The organism is Nonomuraea sp. NPDC049141, from assembly GCF_040648415.1.
GTDB lineage: Bacteria > Actinomycetota > Actinomycetes > Streptosporangiales > Streptosporangiaceae > Nonomuraea.
On record NZ_JBEZDR010000030.1, the window covers coordinates 48,446 to 66,123 of the forward strand.

Annotated in this window: 20 protein-coding genes and 2 pseudogenes; 12 read left to right on the top strand and 10 right to left on the bottom strand. The window is 68.0% G+C overall.

Going from position 1 to position 17,678, the window contains the following annotated elements:
* Positions 1-53: 53 nt before the first annotated feature.
* Positions 54-1,166 carry a sensor histidine kinase gene (locus AB0B91_RS55730; protein ID WP_358339858.1) on the top strand — a complete coding sequence of 371 codons (1,113 nt, stop codon included), beginning with the start codon at positions 54-56 and terminating at the stop codon, positions 1,164-1,166.
* A gap of 46 nt (positions 1,167-1,212) precedes the next feature.
* Positions 1,213-1,860, top strand: coding sequence for a response regulator transcription factor (locus AB0B91_RS55735; protein WP_214633688.1), 648 nt, complete (start codon positions 1,213-1,215; stop codon positions 1,858-1,860).
* 706 nt (positions 1,861-2,566) lie between these two features.
* Here the strand turns inward: AB0B91_RS55735 and AB0B91_RS55740 are convergent.
* Positions 2,567-3,220 carry a TetR/AcrR family transcriptional regulator gene (locus tag AB0B91_RS55740; RefSeq protein ID WP_358339859.1) on the bottom strand — a complete coding sequence of 218 codons (654 nt, stop codon included), beginning with the start codon at positions 3,218-3,220 and terminating at the stop codon, positions 2,567-2,569.
* Positions 3,217-4,110: an alpha/beta hydrolase gene (locus tag AB0B91_RS55745; RefSeq protein WP_358339861.1), complete on the bottom strand. Its 894-nt coding sequence runs from the start codon at positions 4,108-4,110 to the stop codon at positions 3,217-3,219. The genes AB0B91_RS55740 and AB0B91_RS55745 overlap by 4 nt, the downstream gene beginning before the upstream one ends.
* An 86-nt stretch (positions 4,111-4,196) precedes the next feature.
* Here AB0B91_RS55745 and AB0B91_RS55750 point away from each other — a divergent pair, with 86 nt between their 5' ends.
* Positions 4,197-4,871, top strand: coding sequence for a DUF998 domain-containing protein (locus AB0B91_RS55750; RefSeq protein WP_358339863.1), 675 nt, complete (start codon positions 4,197-4,199; stop codon positions 4,869-4,871).
* 180 nt (positions 4,872-5,051) lie between these two features.
* Here AB0B91_RS55750 and AB0B91_RS55755 read toward each other — a convergent pair whose 3' ends face one another.
* Positions 5,052-5,759: an FAD-dependent monooxygenase gene (locus AB0B91_RS55755; RefSeq protein WP_358339865.1), complete on the bottom strand. Its 708-nt coding sequence runs from the start codon at positions 5,757-5,759 to the stop codon at positions 5,052-5,054.
* Between the two features lie 287 nt (positions 5,760-6,046).
* Between AB0B91_RS55755 and AB0B91_RS55760 the strand changes: the two genes are divergently transcribed.
* Positions 6,047-6,841 (top strand): metalloregulator ArsR/SmtB family transcription factor, encoded by a 795-nt coding sequence (locus AB0B91_RS55760; RefSeq protein ID WP_358339866.1) that lies wholly within the window; start codon positions 6,047-6,049, stop codon positions 6,839-6,841.
* A 62-nt stretch (positions 6,842-6,903) separates the two neighbouring features.
* On the opposite strand, the pseudogene AB0B91_RS55765 reads toward AB0B91_RS55760, so the two are convergent.
* Positions 6,904-7,284 (bottom strand): annotated as a pseudogene (locus tag AB0B91_RS55765) (hypothetical protein); the annotation flags it as partial.
* Positions 7,285-7,549: 265 nt separating this feature from the next.
* Between AB0B91_RS55765 and AB0B91_RS55770 the strand changes: the two are divergent.
* The 3 genes from AB0B91_RS55770 (at position 7,550) to AB0B91_RS55780 (ending at position 10,872) form a co-directional block, all read left to right on the top strand.
* Positions 7,550-9,406 carry a cellulose binding domain-containing protein gene (locus tag AB0B91_RS55770; protein WP_358339867.1) on the top strand — a complete coding sequence of 619 codons (1,857 nt, stop codon included), beginning with the start codon at positions 7,550-7,552 and terminating at the stop codon, positions 9,404-9,406.
* Positions 9,407-9,521: 115 nt separating this feature from the next.
* On the top strand, positions 9,522-10,427 hold the full coding sequence (locus AB0B91_RS55775) for an N-acyl homoserine lactonase family protein (RefSeq protein WP_358339868.1): 906 nt from the start codon (positions 9,522-9,524) through the stop codon (positions 10,425-10,427).
* Positions 10,414-10,872, top strand: coding sequence for a MarR family transcriptional regulator (locus AB0B91_RS55780; protein WP_358339869.1), 459 nt, complete (start codon positions 10,414-10,416; stop codon positions 10,870-10,872). The genes AB0B91_RS55775 and AB0B91_RS55780 overlap by 14 nt, the downstream gene beginning before the upstream one ends.
* A gap of 23 nt (positions 10,873-10,895) precedes the next feature.
* On the opposite strand, the gene AB0B91_RS55785 is transcribed toward AB0B91_RS55780, so the two are convergent.
* The 3 genes and pseudogenes from AB0B91_RS55785 to AB0B91_RS55795 form a co-directional block, all read right to left on the bottom strand.
* Positions 10,896-11,483: a Uma2 family endonuclease gene (locus AB0B91_RS55785; RefSeq protein ID WP_358339870.1), complete on the bottom strand. Its 588-nt coding sequence runs from the start codon at positions 11,481-11,483 to the stop codon at positions 10,896-10,898.
* A 96-nt stretch (positions 11,484-11,579) separates the two neighbouring features.
* A pseudogene (locus tag AB0B91_RS55790) lies at positions 11,580-11,986 on the bottom strand (hypothetical protein).
* Positions 11,923-12,201, bottom strand: coding sequence for an FAD-dependent monooxygenase (locus tag AB0B91_RS55795; protein ID WP_358339871.1), 279 nt, complete (start codon positions 12,199-12,201; stop codon positions 11,923-11,925). The pseudogene AB0B91_RS55790 and the gene AB0B91_RS55795 overlap by 64 nt, the downstream one beginning before the upstream one ends.
* Before the next feature lie 57 nt (positions 12,202-12,258).
* Between AB0B91_RS55795 and AB0B91_RS55800 the strand changes: the two genes are divergently transcribed.
* Positions 12,259-12,606 carry an Lrp/AsnC ligand binding domain-containing protein gene (locus AB0B91_RS55800; RefSeq protein ID WP_358339872.1) on the top strand — a complete coding sequence of 116 codons (348 nt, stop codon included), beginning with the start codon at positions 12,259-12,261 and terminating at the stop codon, positions 12,604-12,606.
* A gap of 55 nt (positions 12,607-12,661) precedes the next feature.
* On the opposite strand, the gene AB0B91_RS55805 is transcribed toward AB0B91_RS55800, so the two are convergent.
* On the bottom strand, positions 12,662-13,150 hold the full coding sequence (locus AB0B91_RS55805; protein WP_358339873.1) for a MarR family transcriptional regulator: 489 nt from the start codon (positions 13,148-13,150) through the stop codon (positions 12,662-12,664).
* Between the two features lie 83 nt (positions 13,151-13,233).
* Here AB0B91_RS55805 and AB0B91_RS55810 point away from each other — a divergent pair, with 83 nt between their 5' ends.
* Positions 13,234-14,181 carry a zinc-binding alcohol dehydrogenase family protein gene (locus tag AB0B91_RS55810; RefSeq protein WP_358339874.1) on the top strand — a complete coding sequence of 316 codons (948 nt, stop codon included), beginning with the start codon at positions 13,234-13,236 and terminating at the stop codon, positions 14,179-14,181.
* Between the two features lie 25 nt (positions 14,182-14,206).
* On the opposite strand, the gene AB0B91_RS55815 is transcribed toward AB0B91_RS55810, so the two are convergent.
* Positions 14,207-14,608, bottom strand: a complete 402-nt coding sequence (locus AB0B91_RS55815) for a helix-turn-helix domain-containing protein (RefSeq protein WP_358339875.1) — start codon at positions 14,606-14,608, stop codon at positions 14,207-14,209.
* Between the two features lie 116 nt (positions 14,609-14,724).
* Here AB0B91_RS55815 and AB0B91_RS55820 point away from each other — a divergent pair, with 116 nt between their 5' ends.
* Entirely contained in the window at positions 14,725-15,354 is a 630-nt protein-coding gene (locus AB0B91_RS55820; protein ID WP_358339876.1) for an NAD(P)-binding domain-containing protein, read from the top strand.
* 46 nt (positions 15,355-15,400) lie between these two features.
* Here the strand turns inward: AB0B91_RS55820 and AB0B91_RS55825 are convergent, their stop codons facing one another.
* Positions 15,401-16,942 carry an FAD-dependent monooxygenase gene (locus tag AB0B91_RS55825; protein ID WP_358339877.1) on the bottom strand — a complete coding sequence of 514 codons (1,542 nt, stop codon included), beginning with the start codon at positions 16,940-16,942 and terminating at the stop codon, positions 15,401-15,403.
* 48 nt (positions 16,943-16,990) lie between these two features.
* Between AB0B91_RS55825 and AB0B91_RS55830 the strand changes: the two genes are divergently transcribed.
* Positions 16,991-17,197, top strand: a complete 207-nt coding sequence (locus tag AB0B91_RS55830; RefSeq protein WP_358339878.1) for a helix-turn-helix domain-containing protein — start codon at positions 16,991-16,993, stop codon at positions 17,195-17,197.
* 7 nt (positions 17,198-17,204) lie between these two features.
* Complete coding sequence (locus tag AB0B91_RS55835) at positions 17,205-17,672, top strand: Clp protease N-terminal domain-containing protein (RefSeq protein WP_358339879.1); 468 nt, start codon at positions 17,205-17,207, stop codon at positions 17,670-17,672.
* Positions 17,673-17,678: the final 6 nt, after the last annotated feature.

Consider the following 17,678-nt stretch of genomic DNA (forward strand, 5'->3'; position numbering starts at 1 on the left):
CCTGCGGCTGGAGGGTGATGTGCGGGTCAGGCAGGTGGCCTAGCGTTGGGGGGGTGCGTAAGAAGCCCGGGAACGACGTCTATGTCGCGTTGATCGTCGCGGTGGTCCAGGTGGTGCTGTCGCAGGGGGCGGCCTGGGGGCAGCGGGATTTCAGGGAGCCGCTGGATTCGCTGGCGTACGTATTGCTGCTGGTGGGGCCGGTGGCGATACTGGGCCGCCGCAAATTTCCCGCCCTCTCAGCTGTTATCACGCTTTTGGCGACATTTGCCTATGTGGTGGGCGGATATCCGTATGGGCCGATTTTTCTGGCGCCGGTGTTCATGGTCTCGTCGCTCGTCCTGGGCGGGCGGCGGCTGATCGCGTGGATCCTGTCGGGGGTTACGCTCTCCGTTTTCCTGATTTATGGCTATTTGGGGAACGGTCGCAGTCTCTGGGACTTCCACAACCTGGCGATCACCGCGTTCATCCTGCTGTTCATGGTGATTGCCGAGCTGTTCAGGATCCGGCAGGAGCGGCGTGCTGAGCACCAGCGGGTCGTCGAGGAGGAGTCCAGACGGCAGGCCAGCGAGGAGCGGCTGACTATGGCGCAGGAGCTGCACGACGTACTCGCGCACAACATCTCGCTGATCCACGTTCAGGCGTCCACCGCCCTGCACCTCATGGACGAACAGCCCGAGCAAGCACGTACCGCCCTGACCACCATCAAGTCCGCCTCCAAGGAGGTTCTCGGCGAGATGCGCTCAGTCCTGAACGTCCTACGCGAAGGCGCCCCCCGCTCCCCCACGGCCGGCCTCGACCGCCTCGACGAGCTCGTGACTCGCTCCGGCCTGGACGTGACGCTCAAACACGTCGGCTCCCGGCCGCTACCGCCGCAACTCGAACGCGCCGCGTACCGGATCATCCAGGAAGCCCTCACGAACGCCGCCCGCCACGCGCCCGGCTCCCGGGTGACGGTCCGGCTCGAGTACGGCACGAGCGAGCTGGGCGTCCTGATCGCGGACACCGGCGCGACGAAGCCGGCCGTACTGGCCGAATCAGGCAGCGGCAACGGCATCCCCGGCATGCGCGAACGCGCCTCAGCCCTCGGCGGCACCCTGACCGCCGGCCCGGTCGGCAACGGCTTCCAGGTCGAGGCCAAGCTGCCCTTCCCCGAGGAGACCTCGTGATCAACCTGGCCCCGCTCAACATGACAGCCGTCGCAGAGGAGACCTCATGATCAAGCTCCTGCTCGCCGACGACCAGGCACTGGTACGGGCCGGCTTCAAAGCCCTGCTCGACGCCCAGCCCGACATGACGGTCGTCGCGGAGGCCGCCGACGGCGCCGAGGCGGTACGCCTCTCGCGCGAGCACGCGCCGGACGTGGTGCTCATGGACATCCGCATGCCCGGCACCGACGGCCTGGCCGCCACCCGCCAGATGCCACCGGGCCCGCGCGTCATCATCCTGACCACCTTCGAGCTGGACGAGTACGTCTTCGAGGCCCTGCGCGGCGGCGCCAGCGGCTTCCTCGTCAAGGACACGGAACCGGCCGAACTCATCCAGGCGGTCCGCGTGGTCGCGGCCGGCGAAGCCCTCCTGTCCCCCAGCGTCACCCGCCGCCTGATCGCCGAGTACGCCACCCGCGCCAAGGAACCCTCCGCCACCAACCACCTGGACCAACTGACGGACCGCGAACGCGAGGTCCTGTCCCTGGTGGGCACCGGCAAAACGAACGACGAGATAGCCGCGAACCTCTTCATGTCCCCCGCAACGGCAAAAACCCACGTCAGCCGAGCCATGATGAAACTCCACGCCCGAGACCGCGCCCAACTCGTCGTCATCGCCTACGAATCCGGCCTGGTGAAACCCGGGTGGCTCTGAACGCAAGGCCTTCACCTGGTCGGCGCTTCGCGCAATGGGACTCAGACTGTGTTCAGTGGGGGGCTCCGCGCCCCCCACACCTCGGCATAGGAACCATTGGATTCCGCCGACGAAGCATGCCCGTGGCCAGGCAAAAAACGCACTTGACCGTTGACAACGGTGCCCCAGGGCTGCTGATCCTCACCTGAACCGGGCGGGAGAGACCTCTGGCAAGCTTCGCGCTGCCAGGAGGCCGTCAGTGCTCGACTTCTTCAAGACAGTGGGCTTAAGTGCCTCGGTACTGCCACTCGCCTTGGCGATCATCGTTGTAGCAGCAGGTCTGACCGCCCTGTGGGCCCCCTCCGCCAAGCGCCAGAACCGCGCTGTCCAAGTGCTGCGGATCGTACTGCGGGCCCCCGATAAGCGGACACAAGACAGACAACTCCGCACACCACCGCCAGGCCCCGAAACAACCTCGAATGAGGGCTCCAAACCGGACTACGCGCCGTAGAGCCGCCCGCCCTGGCCGTGTTCAGCGGCTTGGCGCCAGCGGAGTGCCAGTTCCAGCGGCTTGAGGCGCTTTCGTGGAGGTTAGCGAGGGATCCCCATAACCCTTGGTGCCTATTCCTGAACCGGTGATCATGACCTTGGTGATCAGCCCGCGTGGCGGTGGAGCAGCCCTGGGAAGGTCTGGGGGCTTGAACATCCGTGTGTGGAGGCGGCCTTCTCAGTCGGCGGAGTGCTGGAAGCCGTGCAGGATGGCGGTGAGTCCGATCTCGAAGTGGTCGTCGAGGGTGGTGGCGTCGGCTGCTTCGGCGAGCAGGTTGTAGTCGGGGCTGTCGGGCCGTGGTTTGCGGCTGCGCCGTTCTGCGCCGAGCTTGGTCACGGAGATGGCCAGGGCGTGGCCGATGGTGAATTCGCGCAGGCAGCGGGCTATGCGGAGGGCGTCTGCCGGGGAGATGCCGTCGGCGTGGAGTTTGGTGAGCATCTTGACGCCGGTGTCGATGGAGGTGGGTGAGCGTACCGGACGGGTCGCGAACACCTGCACGGCGTGGGGGTGGCGCAGGAGGGTGTCGCGCAACCGCATGCAGTATTCGCGCGCCAACTCCTGCCAGGAGCCGTCCCAGGGCAGGGTGTCGACGTCGATCTCGGTGAACAGCGCCTCGGCGACGCCGTCGAAGAGCGCCTCCTGGTCGTCGTAGTAGCGGTAGACGGCCATCGGGTCGAAGCCGACCGCGGTGCCGAGCTTGCGCATGGAGAACTTGCGCAGGCCGTGGCTGTCGATGAGGGCGAGCGCGGCGACGGCGAGGTATTCGCGGGTGAGGGTGGGCCGGCTGGGTGGCTCCGGCAGCCTGCCCGGCGGGCTGGGGTCGGCCGTCATGCTGGGAAGCCCTCCAGGATCGTGGTGAGTGTCTTGGTGAATTCTTCCGGATGCTGCATGAACGGGAGGTGGCCGCCGGGGAACTCCTGGCAGGGTATGCCAAGGCGCTCCGACAGCACGTGCGCGGGAGTGTGGTAAGGCTTGCCGACGCTGTCGCGCCCGGTGGCCAGGCACCACGGTGCCGTCGTGGCCGCCAGCGCGGCCAGGTCGGGCCGGTAGTCGAAGCAGCACGCCGGCAACTCGCGGCGGAAGGCCAGCTCCGCGTTGCGGAGCTGGCGGGTCATCGCGTCCGGCTCCCGTCGGTTGAGCTTCCGTGCCAGGTCGCCGGCGGCGAGCATGAGGTGGGTTCCGGCGGCGATGACGGCTTGGCCGGTGGGTGACAGGAACATCCGCGGCGGGTTGGGCAGCGTCATCGCGCCGAACGCCGCATAGGCCCGCATCAGGTGCCCGTCCCGGCCGAGTCGGCCGATGCGTTCGATCTCCCGCCGCTCGGGAGCGTCTGCCGGGAGGAGTTGAACCAGCGGCGGCTCGTGCACGACCGCGCCCAGCAGGCGGTCGGGATGCCTGGCGACCATCTCCAGGGCGATGGTCGCGCCGCCGCTGTTGCCGAAGAGGTAGACGCGCTCCAGGCCGTAGTGGTCGAGGATGGCGGCGGCGTCGTCGGCCTGGCGGGCCATCGCGATCGGGGCATCCGGTTCGGTGAACGGGCTGCGGGAGTTGCCGCGCCGGTCGTAGGTGATCACGGTGAACGTCCCTGCCAGCAGCGGGACCACGTCCGCGTACATACCGGCGTCGCCTCCGCCACCGGAGATCAGCAGCAGTGCGGGGCCGTCACCGGCACGTTCGACGTGCAGTCGCGCGCCGGGCACATCAACCGAGTCGATCATCATGGCTCTCCTTGCCGATGTCACAGAGCGTGTGTCTACACCGTAGATTACATCTACATCGTAGACAGACTTCGAACGGAGCCATGCTCATGACGACCACCGACGAGATCCCCGAGCAACGCAGGCGCACGGACGTCGCGAAGCTGGCGGAGGCCGGCATCGCGGGAATTCTCGTATTCGTGGGCCTGGTCGCGAGCCTGCACGTCATCGACCCGGGCAGGGATCCGATCAGCATCACCGTCAGCGAGTACGTGCTGGGGCCCTACGGCTGGTTACTCAGCTTTGCCGCGCTGGCATTCGGGCTGGGAGTGCTCGCCCTCACCGCCGCGATCGCCGCAACCTTGCCGTCGCCCCGACCACGCGCAGGCCTCACCTTGCTGGCCGCCGCCGGACTCGGCATGGTGGTAGTCGGGGCGTTCCCGACTGATCCCATCGACCCGACCGATCCCCGATTCGTGACCACCTCGGGCGTGATCCACGCGGCGGCCGGCATCCTGGCGTTCACCTGTTTCGCCCTCACCGGGCCGCTGCTCACCCGCCCGATCCTCACGGCCACGAGCACCACGAGACTGAACGGACTGGCCTTCCTTCCGCCGGCGGGCTATGCGCTCTTCTGGGCCACCGGCATCCTCGACAACCAGCTCGGCGGCCTGTTCGGCAACCGCTCAGCCACCGGACTCGGAGAGCGCCTCATGGCGGTGACGTTCATCGTCTGGCTGATCACCGCCGCCCTCGGCATCAGACGTGCCATGCGTCAGGGCTGATCCGAACGGCAGGACATCCTCGACTTGACGTAGAGCTGAGAGTTTCGGTGTCGGCTTGCGACAGTCGATGGCGTGGGCCAGCGCGCAGCAGTGGCGCGAGCTGCGGCGATCGAGCGCCGAATACGATCGGGTGCGCCGCGATCTCCCGTACCTCAAAGCGCGCCAATCCCAGAGCTCGACCTACTGGGCGCGCCAGAGGGCGGCAAGCTGCCGAGTGGCCAGTCGGGACGGTATGGCACGCAGCAACGTGTCGCGCAGCAACGCGGCGACGCCGGTCTGGGAGGTCAGCCGCGATTGCCGGAGCGCCGCCCGCATCATCCGGTTGGCACTGGGTCTGCGCTCGGCGTCGTAGTGCAGGAGCTGTCCGGCGACATCTGCCGGCTCGGCGCCGGTCAGGTGGCGGCTCAGTGCGGCCGCGTCCTCGAAGGCCTGGCTGGCGCCCTGGCCGAGGTCGGGTGGCATGGCATGCGCGGCGTCGCCGAGGAGCGCGATCCTGCCGGCCACGAACGAGGGCAGAGGTTCGGCCAGGCGGGCGATCAGGTCGACGTAGATGTCGTCGGGCGGGGTGGCCTCGATCAGCGCGGTGACGAGGGGGTGCCAGTCGGCCATCAGCGACAGCATGTGCCGGCGTGCCTCGTTCGGGTCAGGCGGCGTGGCGGGCAGGACGGAGTCGGTGAACCAGTACAGGCGGTCCTCGCCAACGGCGAACAGGCCGAACATCGCCCCGTAGCGGCGGTCGACCAACTGGCTGGTGAACAGGTCTGGAGCCAGGCCGGCAGGACGGGGCAGCATGCCGCGCAGGTCCATCCGGCCGGTCCGCCGCAGCCCGGGGTGGCCGGGGAAGAGCTGTGCGCGCAGCTTGCTGCTGATGCCGTCGGCCGCGATCACGGCGTCCGCTCTCGCGACGGGGTTGCCGTCGCTGCACGGCTGTGCCGAACATGTCCAACCGCGGCCTTGACTCGGCCACCCCAGCGCCTGGCCCGCCGAACCGGCGGGCAGCCTGGCGCGACAGACCGTCTCCCAAGGTCTGATTCCAAGAGACCGGCACGGATCTCGCACCTCAGCGGCGGGGCCACAGGGCCGCGCGACTTGACATGCAGCCATTTGGCTGCCTAAATTAAAGGCAGCCGCAAGGCTGCATATCAACAGACGGCAACCCGGATACGAGGACGGGCATGGACGAGGTGTTCAAGGCACTGGCCGATCCGAGCCGGCGCGCGCTGCTCGACTCGCTCAACGCCCGCAACGGGCAGACGCTGCGCGAGCTGTGCGCCGGACTCGACATGGCCAGGCAGTCCGTCAGCAAGCACCTCGCGGTGTTGGAGGAGGCCGGGCTCGTCGCCACCGTGCGGCGGGGCCGGGAGAAGCTGCACTACCTCAACGCCGCGCCCGTGCACGAGATCGCCCACCGGTGGATCAGCCGCTACGACCGGGCCAGGGTCCAAGCCCTGGCGGACCTGAAACTCGCCCTGGAGGAGACCCCGATGGACGCGCCGACCTTCGTCTACACCACCTACATCCGCACCACCCCGCAGAAGCTCTGGCAGGCGCTGACCGAGCCCGCCTTCACCCGCCGCTACTGGGCCACGGAGCTCATTACGGACTGGTCCGTCAGCTCGCCGATGACCTGGGACAACCACGGCGTGCTGATCAGCGACCCGGAGCAGGTCGTGCTGGAGGCCGATCCCTACAACCGGCTCTCCTACACCTGGCACGCCATCACCCCGGAACTCGCCAAGCGCTTCGGCTGGGACGAGGAGTTGCTCGCCCGGCTGTCCGGCGAGGCCCGCTCGAAGGTCACCTTCACGATCGAGAAGGCCGCCGCGCAGGTCGTGAAGCTCACCGTCGTGCACGACGGCTTCGAGCCCGGATCGAGCATGGCCGAGATGGTCAGCCACGGCTGGCCGAACGTGGTGGCGAGCCTGAAGTCGCTGCTGGAGACCGGCGAACCGCTGCCGGACGATGCGTGACCTCCCCTATGTGTCAGAGGTTCGGTCGGCAGGCCGTCGAGGTCCTGATAGCGCTCGCGTGCCTGCCGGATGGCCTCGGCTTTCATCCAGCGGGCCAGGCCGTGCCCGCGATGTTCGGGGAGCACGCCGGTGGAGTAGTGCTGGGCATCGCACTGGCCGTCTCCTGGGACGACCAACTCGGTGAATCCGGCGATGGAACCGATGGTGGCGACGGTATGGAGCCGGTCACGACCAGGCGGTAGCCGGGATGCGGGCTGTACACGATCTCCGTGAGCTCGACGAGGTCCGTCTGTGCCGGCGGCAGCCGCGTGTAGGTCAAGGTCAAAACCCTGCGGAAGCCACGCGCCGACAGGAAGGCGTCTCCCGGCGAATCCGGCTCTGCCTGCGCGATCACGTGGCCAGCCAGGCGAGGCGCCGACTGGATGACGAGAGCTGAGGATCAATCAGCGGGATGATGCGAATCGTCATAGCGGCCGATGCCTACTACGGCCCGGCCTCGGCGAAAGTTTCGGAATGACAGGGCTGACCGCATAGAACCCGCCCGTTTTCAGCTAATTTCCGAAAGTGTTGACATCCAGAACGAACGTATCTCCAGTTCAAAGGAACGACACAATGCCAATCACCGAAATATTTCGGAACATACGTTGACATGTTTCGGGCGGATTCCCAGACTCGTCGCCAACACCCCACGCGGAAGGGAGAGCCCTGGTGATCATCAGCTTGGCCCGCTCCATGGCGCTGGCGGTAGCGGTGGCGCTCTCGGTCGCTGGAGCGGTGGCGGCACCATCCACCGTGGCCGCCGCGGCTGGTGGAGTTGAGGACGAAGGTGCCGACTGCGCAGTGACCGGCCTGCCCGACGAAGGATCCTTACCGACCAACTCCAAGCTTCCTGATCCCTTCAAAAAGCTGGACGGTACGCGCATCTCCGCCAAGTCCGAGTGGCGGTGCCGACGGGAAGAGATCAAGAAGCTGGCGGAGCGGTTCGTCTACGGCGAGAAGCCCGGAAAGCCGGCGAGCGTCACGGGAACGGTCTCGAGAACCGGCATCACCGTGAACGTGAACCACAACGGCAGAAGCGCCGGCTTCTCAGCGAGCGTCTCACTGCCGAGCGGTTCCGGACCTTTCCCGGCCGTCGTCGTCCTGGGCGGATTCGGCGCGGACACGGCCGCCATCAGCGCGGCCGGTGCCGCCGTCATCAACTACGACCCCTACGCGGTCGGGCGAGAGGGCACGCCACGCAACAACAAGCAAGGCGCGTTCTACAGCATCTACGGCTCCTCAAGCAGCACCGGACTGCTGCTCGCCTGGGCCTGGGGTGTGAGCCGAATCATCGACGTCATCGAGCAGTCGGACGGCAGCATTCTCAAAGCGGATGCGACCGGCGTCACGGGATGCTCGCGGTTCGGAAAGGGCGCCTTCGTCATCGGCGCGTTCGATCAGCGCATCGCACTGACCATGCCGATCGAGTCGGGTAGCGCCGGTGTTCCCATCTTCCGCGGGATCCCCGGGGAAGGCGCCCAGAGCCTGAGCAGCGCCTATGGAGAGCAGCCGTGGCTGGGCGACGCGTTCGGCTCCTTCACCGGCAACCCGAACAGGCTGCCGGTGGACACGCATGAAATGGTGGCCATGGTCGCGCCCCGCGGACTGTTCATCATGGATAATCCCCACATTGTTAATCTCGGCCCCAAGTCCGCGAGCGTCGCGGCCCTGGGTGGAGCGGAGGTCTACAAAGCGCTCGGTGCGGGAGACAACCTCACCTACTGGTCCGACATTCAGGACGGCAACCACTGCGCCAACAGATCTGAATGGCGGACCCCGTTGCAGCAGAACATCCAGAAGTTCTTGCTGAAGACGGGCAGTGCTCCTGGCGCGATCAGGATCTCGGCCAAGGCGCTCGGCAATCTGTCCGAGTGGAGAGACTGGCAGACCCCGACCCTCAACAATTCCAGCGACACCTCCCCGCCGACGACCCCGGCCGGCTTGGCGGCCTCGGGAACCACGTCCACCGGCACGAACCTGAGCTGGACGGCCTCGATGGACGACAACGGCGTCGCCGGCTACGACATCCTGCGCGCGCCCGGCGCGAGCGGTGGCACGTTCACCCAGGTCGGCACCTCGACCACCACCTCGTTCAGCGACACGGGCCTGACCCCGAGCACCACCTACCGCTACCAGGTCAGGGCGCGGGACGCCGCGGGCAACACCTCGCCGGTCTCGAACACCGCGGAGGTCAACACCCAAACCGGCCCGTCCACCGGAACCTGCACGGCGGTTCCGACCGTACAGACCCAGTGGAGCACCGGGTACGTCATCCAGCCCCTGACCATCACCAACACCGGCACCTCGACGATCACCGGATGGACGGCCACCTTCACCCTGCCGCCCGGGCACACGCTGACCGGCTCGTGGAACGGCGCCGTCACCGTCAGCGGACAGACCGTGACGATCAGAAACGTCAGCCACAACGGCACCCTCGCCCCCGGAGCCAGCACCACCAGCGTCGGCCTCCAGGCGGCCCGCCCGAACGGCAACACCGCACTTCCGTCCGGCTACACCTGCGCCTGACAGCCACCCCCCTACCCCGGTCCACCCACCCTCCGCAGCGCGGGTGGACCGGGGCCCCAGCGCCTCAGACAGCAAAACATTTGACACGACATACATGTCGTGTAATCTAATCTGCATGAGGAACGAAACGAGCACGATCAAGCAGGTGTCGGTGGTCAGCACGGGAAGCGTGTCGATCCACCCCGAGCACGTGGGCCCCACCCGCAAGCCGATGTACTGGTGGCTGTTCACCTCGCGCAGCTGGACCCCGCCGCTGCCGATCAACGTCTACGTGATCGAGCGCGACGATGGGCTGGTGCTGTTCGACACCGGTCAGGACCGCGCGTCGGTTACCGACCCCGGCTACTTTCCCGGCGGCATCACCGGCGTGATGTACGACAGGCTGGCACGCTTCGACATCGGCCCCGCCGACACCCTCAGGGGCCGGCTGGCCGCCATCGGCTACGACATCGCCGACGTGCACACGGCCGTGCTCTCCCACCTGCACCAGGATCACATCGGAGGCCTGCGCGAGCTCACCCATGCCGAGATCGTGGTCAGCGGCGAGGAATGGCGGTCCTTCCAAGCGCCCCTGCCCGAACTGCGCGGACTCCTGCGTTCTCACATCGACCTGCCCGGACTGCGCTGGCGCCGGGTCGATCCCGGCCCTGTCGACGACCCCCGGCTCGCGCCCTTCACGGCCGGCCACGACCTGTTCGGCGACGGTGACCTTGTCCTGCTCCCCACTCCCGGCCACACTCCCGGGTCGCTGTCACTGCTGGTCCGCGGAGCCGGACATCCGCCGCTGCTCATGGTCGGCGACCTGACGTACGACGCTCGCCTGCTGCGGGAGAGCCTGGTCCCGGGAGTCGGGGAGAAGCGGCAACTGAGCGACACCACCAAGGCGATCAACACCCTGCGGGAGCGGAACCCGGGTCTGGTGATATTGCCGGCGCACGATCCTGGAGCGGCCGCACGTCTGGCCGCCGTGAGCGGGTCCTTCTCCAGGAATCAGGAGGTACGTTCGCGTGCGACCGGCTGAAGAACTCCGATACCTGATCCTGGCCGCCCAGCGAGAAGGCAACCGGCTGCTCGCCCAGGCCCTGCGCCCGCTCGGCATCACCCCCTCTCAGGCCGAAGTGATCCGCATCCTGCGGGATCGCGGATCGCTCACCCTCAACGGCCTCGGCGACCTGCTGGTCTGCGAGAGCGGCAACAGCCCCAGCCGCCTGGTCGATCGGCTCACGTCCGTGGGCCTGGTTGACCGTCAGGTGTCGGCGCACGACCGCCGCCACATCGAACTGTCCCTCACCGAAGAGGGACAGCGCCTCGCCCGGCAGATCATCGAGATCGAAGACGACCTCTACCGATCCATCGACGCCGCGGCCGAAGGCCACGACCTCGACGCAGTCACCGCGTTCCTCCGAGCCTTCGTCACCGGCCGACCCGCCGGCGAGGCACTGGCTCGCCGCATCACCGCTGAATAGTGAGCTCCTCCATCAGTCGCGCGTCAGGGGGCGGTCAGGGTGAGGAACGGGATGGTGGCCCGGATGGGGAGTTCCAGCTCAAGTTCAGACCTGTGCACCTGATGGAGCCGGTACTCCGAAGCGACGGCGTCGAGGTGGAACTCCTTCACCTCAACGATCTCGTATTTCTCGTCGAGCATGATCAGGAGGTAGAGCGGGATGCCAGAGGCCGCGTACTGGATGCGCTTGTCGGTGAGGTCTTCACGGACTGTGCCCGGAGAGGACACCTCGACAACCGCGAGGGTCTGCGATGCCTCGGGCTTCTGGCCGGGATCGTCCAGGCATTTATAGACCACGACATCCGGACGCCGGAAGGTGAACTTGGGAACCCGCCAGAGCACTACATCAATGTCGGTCTCGACACTCATGCATGGACCGCTGGCGGAACGCGCGGTCTCCAACGAACTGGCGAGGCGACGTGCGATCCGGTTGTGCTGCGGAGCCGGCGACTCGCACTTGATCACATGGCCGTGAACGACCTCGATGCTTCTGGCGACGTCCTCAGGCAGCGCGCGGTATTCGGCCTCACCCATCACTTCGGGAAGAGACTCGAACCAGGACGGAGTTGCCATGCCGGTCTCCCTCGCTTGAGGCGGACATCGAGGATCGGCGAACAATGAAACGGTGACGAAAGTCGAACCCGCGCATCAGCTTGGGAACTGCGTCGATCATAGCTCGACAGGGCACTCGCTCATCCTGTCCGTCGCTCGTTCGCCTCGTGGCGCACCGAACCAGCGGTGCCGGGCGGTGTTGAGGCCGCCCACGTCAGGATCCTCCGCTGCCGCGGCCCAGGCCACGTGGCCGTCAGGGCGGATCAGCGCGCAGGCGTACCCCGCATCGGCGTCCAGTGCGCGGGCACGCACGATTCGATCCGGTCCGTCCAGCCGTCCGCCACCGCCCACGGCCCAGGAGCGAGCGCGAGCAGCACGCCCCGGGCCCGGTGCAGCAACCGCATGGTGTCGGTCCGCTCGCCCTCGACGGTCAGTGGCCGGTACGGCAGACGGCACCCGGTCAGCGGATGGTCACCCGGGCCGACGTCGTACCGGATGGCTGTACCGGCGGGGCCCAGCAGCACAGCTCGGCCGCCAGCTTCCAGCCGAGGATGACGGCGTCCTGCACACCCAGGTTGAGCCCCTGACCGCCGGCCGGCAGCAGGGTATGCGCGGCGTCGCCCGCCAGCAGGACCCGGCCCTGCCTGTACGCCGTGGCCTGGCGAACGGTATTGCCGAAACGGCTGATCCACACGGGCCTGCCGGCGGTGACATCGAACCCGGCGGCCCTGGCGAACACCTGCTTGGTCTCCTCCCACGTCGGGGTGACGCGCCCCCGATCACACTGCGGCGCAGAATGGCCTCGCTGCGCCTGAGCGGCGCCATGTATTTCGACGTGGAGTTCGACCCGCAGTTGTTCGGGCTCGGACTGCGGACCATCATCTGGCTCACCGTCTCGCCCGCAAGTCTCCAATCCATAGGGCAGGCGTTGGCCGGTCACCGCGGAACCGCCTTCGTCGTGGCCACCACCGGATCTTCCGGCCTGTGCATGAGCGTGTCCTGCGAGGACGGGGCAGCGTTGTACGACTACCTCACCAGCCGGGTGGCGCCATTGCACGGCATTCACCACCTGGAGACGGCGCCCGTGCTGCGCGCCGTGAAATACGGGGGCTCGCTGACCCATTTGCCGGCGCGTCGCTTCTGAACCTCCAAGACGCATGCACCGTTGTGTTGTCGCGCCATTAGGCGCCTTGGCTCGCTCAGGTCGATGGAGGGCGAGCGGACGCTGGCTTCGGGGGTCGGAGGGTCTGTTCGACCAGCGTTTCTGTGGCTCGATCGAGGAGGTCACAGAATTGCCTGTGCTCAGCCGGGGTGAACTTGTCGACGAAGGCTTTCTCGAGCACGTTGACCTCTTGGTAGGCCTTGTCGAGGAGGCTCCGGCCGGCGTCGGTGAGATCGGCGATCATGACCTTGGCGTGCACGGGTGATGGCTGCCGGTCGATGAGTCCCTTGGCCTGCATGCCGGTGAGGACCGTGGCCATGCTCTGCTGGGTGACGCCGCAGGCACGAGCCAGTTGGGCGCCGGACATGCCGTCATCGCGGGAGAGGGTGAGCAGCACCGCGTACTGGGTCATGGTGAGCCCGTAGGTACGCAGGACGGCTTCGTGATGGGCCATCAGCGCCTGTTCGGCGCGGCGGATCCTTGTGCATAGGTACTCCTCGGCGGACACCTCGGCCACGTTCGTCACAGCTTCCTCATTTGACTCAGTTACCTGAAACTCGCTAGCTTCCGAGTATCAGGATACTGAGTCGAGCAAGAAGGTTGTGAACCATGAAGGCTGCAGTGCTCGCCACCGATGACCAACTCCGCGTGACCGAGATCGCCGAGCCAGTCCCGGAGCGCGGGGAGGTGGCGATCCGGGTCGCTTATGCGGGTGTTCAGTGGGGGGATGTGCTCATCCGTGACGGTCACTTCCCGGCTCCTCGTCCCTTCGTGCCCGGCTTCGAGGCGTCCGGGCAGGTCATCGCGGTCGGTGAGGGTGTCGATCCGGCACGCGTCGGTGAGCAGGTCATCGCGCTGACCAGTTCGGGCGGCTTCGCGGAGGTCGTCGTCGTCTCCTCGGTGCTGGCGATCGCGGCGCCCACCGTGGACTCGCGGACCGCCGCCGCGTTCGGCTGGGTCACCTCCACCGCCTACGACCTGATCAACACTGTCGCGGGAGTCCGACCGGGCCAGAGCGTGCTGATCCACGCGGCAGCCGGCGGGGTCGGTACGCTCGCGGGGCAGTTCGCCCGGGCCGCCGGCGCGGGGCGGGTCGTAGGTGTCGTGGGCAATCCGGGGCAGGTCGAGTACGCGCGGCAGCTCGGTTATGACCGGGTGCTCAGCCGCGAGGAGTTCCCCCAGGCTCTGGACGGGGAGCACTTCGATGTGATTCTCGATCCCATCGGCGGCCAGACCCGGCTGGCCAACCTGGAACGCCTGGCAGCGCACGGCCGGATCGTGGTCTACGGCAACATCGCCACCTTCGAGCCGGTCTCGGTCTCGGTCAACGATCTGCTCATGCAGGGCAGGTCGATGCTGACCTACAACAGCAACCTGCTCAGCCAGACCCATCCCGAGCGGCTCGCCGACAGCGTACGCCGCGCGCTGGAACTGGTCGGGGACGGCACGGTCGGCATCGACATCACCGCCGAATACGAGCTGGCCGACGTCGGGACCGCCATCGCCGATCTCGCCGGTGGAGCGACCTACGGCAAGAGCATCGTCCGGATCGGATGACGTCAGCCCCGGCCTGCTCCGGGTTTCAGCGGTCGTGTGTGTCGTAGGCCTCGCGGGCGCTGTCGATCCGGTCGATGTTCTCCTCGGCCCATTGCTTCATGACCTCGATCACCGGTAGCAGGCTCCGGCCCAGTTCGGTGAGCGCGTAGTCGACGCGTACCGGCACCGCGGGGGTGACCGTACGTGAGATCAGGCCGTCGCGTTCGAGGCGGCGCAGTGTTTCCGTGAGCATCTTCTGGCTCGCGCCCGCGATCGTCCGGGCCAGGTCGCCGTAGCGGCGTGGGCCGTCGGCCAGTTCGTTGAGCAGGACGGCTACCCACTTGTCGCCGATGCGGTCGATCAGCCGGTTGACCGGGCAGGCGGTGAAGCGGGCCTGATAGGAGTCCCGGCCGTCGACGCGCCGCTGGGCGGCGGTGCGCGTGGTCATGGCATCCCTTCGCGTGCGCTGGACACTTTGAAGTGCGTACTGCCGTTCGACCGTAGCACCGCCTAACTTCGCTCATGAACAGGGCGAATCCCGCCCGATCAAGGAGTGAAGAGAGCATGACGACGATCACCGTCCTCGGCTCGGGCAATGTGGCCCGGGCCCTTACCGGCAGGCTGCGCGACGCGGGGCACGAGGTCATTGTGGGCTCTCGTGCCCCGGACAAGGTCGCCGCTGACTTCGGAGTGCGAGTCGCTGGTCTGCGTGCGGCGGCGGGGTCGGCGGAGGTGGTGATCAATGCCCTGCCCGGCGAGGTGTCGGTGGAGGTGCTGACCGGGCTAGCGGCGGAGTTGGCGGGCAAGGTGCTGGTCGACATCGCCAACGCCACCGAATCCGACTCGTACGGCTTCGCGTCGGCGCTCCTCTATCCGGGCAGCAGTCTCGCCGAGGAGATCCAGCGGGCGTTGCCGGACGTACGCGTGGTGAAGACGCTCAACACCATGCACTCGTCGGTCATGGCCGATCCAGCCCTGCCGGCCATGCCGCCCACCGCCTTCCTGTCCGGGGACGACGCCGACGCCAAGAAGGTCGTCGGCGGGCTGCTGGCCGAGCTGGGCTGGGTGCCAGAGTGGATCATCGACCTCGGTGGTGTGGAGACGGCGCGGGGGCCGGAGGCGTTCCTGCTGATGGTCGGCGGCCTCGTCCGCGCGCTCGGGCCTGTGCCCTTCGGCATGGCCGTCGCTCATTGACGTCCAAGGGCGGGGGTGTACGAGGTGGTCGCGAGCAACCAGCAGGTCAAGGGGTGAGCCAGGTGGTCACCGCCTCGGGCAGGCCGTCCGTGCCCGCCCAGGCCACGTAGCCGTCGGGGCGGATGAGCAGGGCGTCGGCGGGCGGGGCCGCACAGTGCGCGACGACGACTCGGAGGCGGCCATCGCGGACCAGGTCGCCCAGGTCCGACGCCGCAGGACGCTGACTGACCGATTCGCCCAGGTCCGATCCCACCGGACGCTGGCTGACGAGTTCGCCCGGGTCCGAGGGCGTGGGGCGTAGGTCGAGGAGTAGCCAGCCGGCCGGTCGCATGAGCTCGGCCACGCGGGTCGGTCCGTCCACGGTGGTCAGTGCCAGGTCGGGGGCGAAGCGGCCGGTCAGTGGGTGGGGCGCTGTGCCGTAGCGGACGTCGGAGCCCTGAAGCAGTTCGCCGAGGTGGCGCAGGGGCTGCTCGAAGGTGAGCAGTTCCGTGAGGAGGTCGCGCAGGGCCGTGCCGTCCTCGCCGGTGAGGCGCTCCAGGGCCGCCTGGGCGCGGGTGTGGCGCAGGGTGTGGGCGGCCACCGGGCGGCGTTCGGTCTCGTACGTGTCGAGCAGGCCGGTCGACGCGTGGCCGTGCAGGTGGGCGGCCAGTTTCCAGGCGAGGTTGGCGGTGTCCATCAGGCCGACGTTCAGGGCCGAGCCACCCGCCGGGAACAGGTGGGCGGCGTCACCGGCCAGGAACACCCGGCCCTCGCGGTAGCGGTCGGCGAGGCGGGCCTGCGAGACCGTGCTCGACAGCCAGATGGGCTCGCCGAGCGGCAGGTCGACGCCGATGACCCGGCGCACCGCCTCCTCGAACTCCGCCAGCGTGACGGCCGACGCAGCCGCCGCACCCTTTTCGCGTACGCCGACGATCTTCTCGCGCACGCCGACGATGTGGACGCCGGGCCGGAGCGAGGTGAGCAGCAGGCGGCCGTTCGGGGTACGGTTCCAGCCCGGCTGCAGGCCACTGACCTGCGGGCTGTCGAAGAAGGACGCATGAGGCGCCTTGAAGTGGCCGAGCAGCATCACCTCGTCGTCCGTCGTGCCGGGGAAGCCGATGCCCGCCTGTTCGCGCACCAGGCTGTGGCCGCCGTCGCAGCCGACGACATACCGGGCCTGGAGCCGGAAGCCGTCACCCTCCAGCGTCACGCCTTCGTCGTCCTGGGTGAGCGTTCTCAGCCGGTGACCCCAGCTGACCTCGGCGCCGAGCTCGGCCGCGCGCTCGCCCAGCAGCCACTCCAGGCGCGGCTGCTGGATCATCAGCAGGTGTAACGGGGCATCGCCGCCCAGTTCGGCGAAGTTCAGCGGCACCGAGCCGAACGGGAAGCCCGGCGCGCGCCCGGCGAACGGGCTGCCCGCGCTGAACCGTTCGAGCAGACCCCGGTGGTCGAGGAACCGGATGATCTGCCCGCCCAGGCCGTTGGCCTTGGGGAGGTCGCCGGGCTCGGCTCGCTTCTCCAGCACGATCGTACGGACGCCGGCCAGGCGCAGCTCGCACGCCAGCATGAGCCCGGCGGGGCCCGCTCCTATGATCACTACTTCTTCCATGGCCGTCAGGCTAGATTGACAAAGCAGACCCTGTCAATCTAGCCTGACGTGGTGGACGTGGGAGAACTCTCTGAGCGCATCAAGTCGAACGACCCCGCCATGGGACTGCGCGCGGTCGGCGCCCTGCACCGGCTGGCCGAGCAGGTCGAGGCCGTCTCCGTGGCCCTGGCCAGGGAGCAGGGGTGGACGTGGGAGCAGATCGGCGACGCGCTCGGCATATCACGGCAGTCGGTGCACGCGAAGTACGGAAAGTGAGGTTCGTATGTTCGGGATAGAGAAGAGCCCGTTCGCGGTGGTCGTGACCGCGGCGCTGGAGGAGGCCAGGCAGCGCGGCGATCGGCGACTGGGGACCGAGCATCTGCTGCTCGGGCTGCTGCGTGATCCGGGTCAGGCCCCCGCCCGGGCGCTCGGCGTGGATCTGGACCAGGCGCGGGCGGCCCTCGATGAGCTCGACCGGGCGGCGCTGCGGGCGCTCGGGATCGACGTGGGCGAGGTGCCGCCGGCCCGGCCGCGCAAGCATCCGGCGGTGCCGGGCACCGCGCTGACCTCCAGCGCGCGGGCGGCGATCAACCAGTCGATCAAGGCGACCACCCGCAAGGTCAGGAACACCGCCGGACCGGCGCAGCTCCTGCTGGCCCTGCTCGCCCAGGGACGACCCGATCCCGTAGCGGAGCTGATCGACCACCTCGGCATCGACCGCACGGAGGTACGTGATCGGCTGGCCGCCTAAAAGCAG

What these genes read in the sequence shown, in the direction of transcription:
- AB0B91_RS55735 (WP_214633688.1), top strand. Translation starts at nt 1,213, where the DNA reads ATGATCAAGCTCCTGCTCGCCGACGACCAGGCACTGGTACGGGCCGGC.
- AB0B91_RS55740 (WP_358339859.1), bottom strand. Translation starts at nt 3,220, where the DNA reads ATGACGGCCGACCCCAGCCCGCCGGGCAGGCTGCCGGAGCCACCCAGC.
- AB0B91_RS55745 (WP_358339861.1), bottom strand. Translation starts at nt 4,110, where the DNA reads ATGATGATCGACTCGGTTGATGTGCCCGGCGCGCGACTGCACGTCGAA.
- AB0B91_RS55750 (WP_358339863.1), top strand. Translation starts at nt 4,197, where the DNA reads ATGACGACCACCGACGAGATCCCCGAGCAACGCAGGCGCACGGACGTC.
- AB0B91_RS55760 (WP_358339866.1), top strand. Translation starts at nt 6,047, where the DNA reads ATGGACGAGGTGTTCAAGGCACTGGCCGATCCGAGCCGGCGCGCGCTG.
- AB0B91_RS55775 (WP_358339868.1), top strand. Translation starts at nt 9,522, where the DNA reads ATGAGGAACGAAACGAGCACGATCAAGCAGGTGTCGGTGGTCAGCACG.
- AB0B91_RS55785 (WP_358339870.1), bottom strand. Translation starts at nt 11,483, where the DNA reads ATGGCAACTCCGTCCTGGTTCGAGTCTCTTCCCGAAGTGATGGGTGAG.
- AB0B91_RS55800 (WP_358339872.1), top strand. Translation starts at nt 12,259, where the DNA reads ATGGCCTCGCTGCGCCTGAGCGGCGCCATGTATTTCGACGTGGAGTTC.
- AB0B91_RS55810 (WP_358339874.1), top strand. Translation starts at nt 13,234, where the DNA reads ATGAAGGCTGCAGTGCTCGCCACCGATGACCAACTCCGCGTGACCGAG.
- AB0B91_RS55815 (WP_358339875.1), bottom strand. Translation starts at nt 14,608, where the DNA reads ATGACCACGCGCACCGCCGCCCAGCGGCGCGTCGACGGCCGGGACTCC.
- AB0B91_RS55820 (WP_358339876.1), top strand. Translation starts at nt 14,725, where the DNA reads ATGACGACGATCACCGTCCTCGGCTCGGGCAATGTGGCCCGGGCCCTT.
- AB0B91_RS55825 (WP_358339877.1), bottom strand. Translation starts at nt 16,942, where the DNA reads ATGGAAGAAGTAGTGATCATAGGAGCGGGCCCCGCCGGGCTCATGCTG.
- AB0B91_RS55835 (WP_358339879.1), top strand. Translation starts at nt 17,205, where the DNA reads ATGTTCGGGATAGAGAAGAGCCCGTTCGCGGTGGTCGTGACCGCGGCG.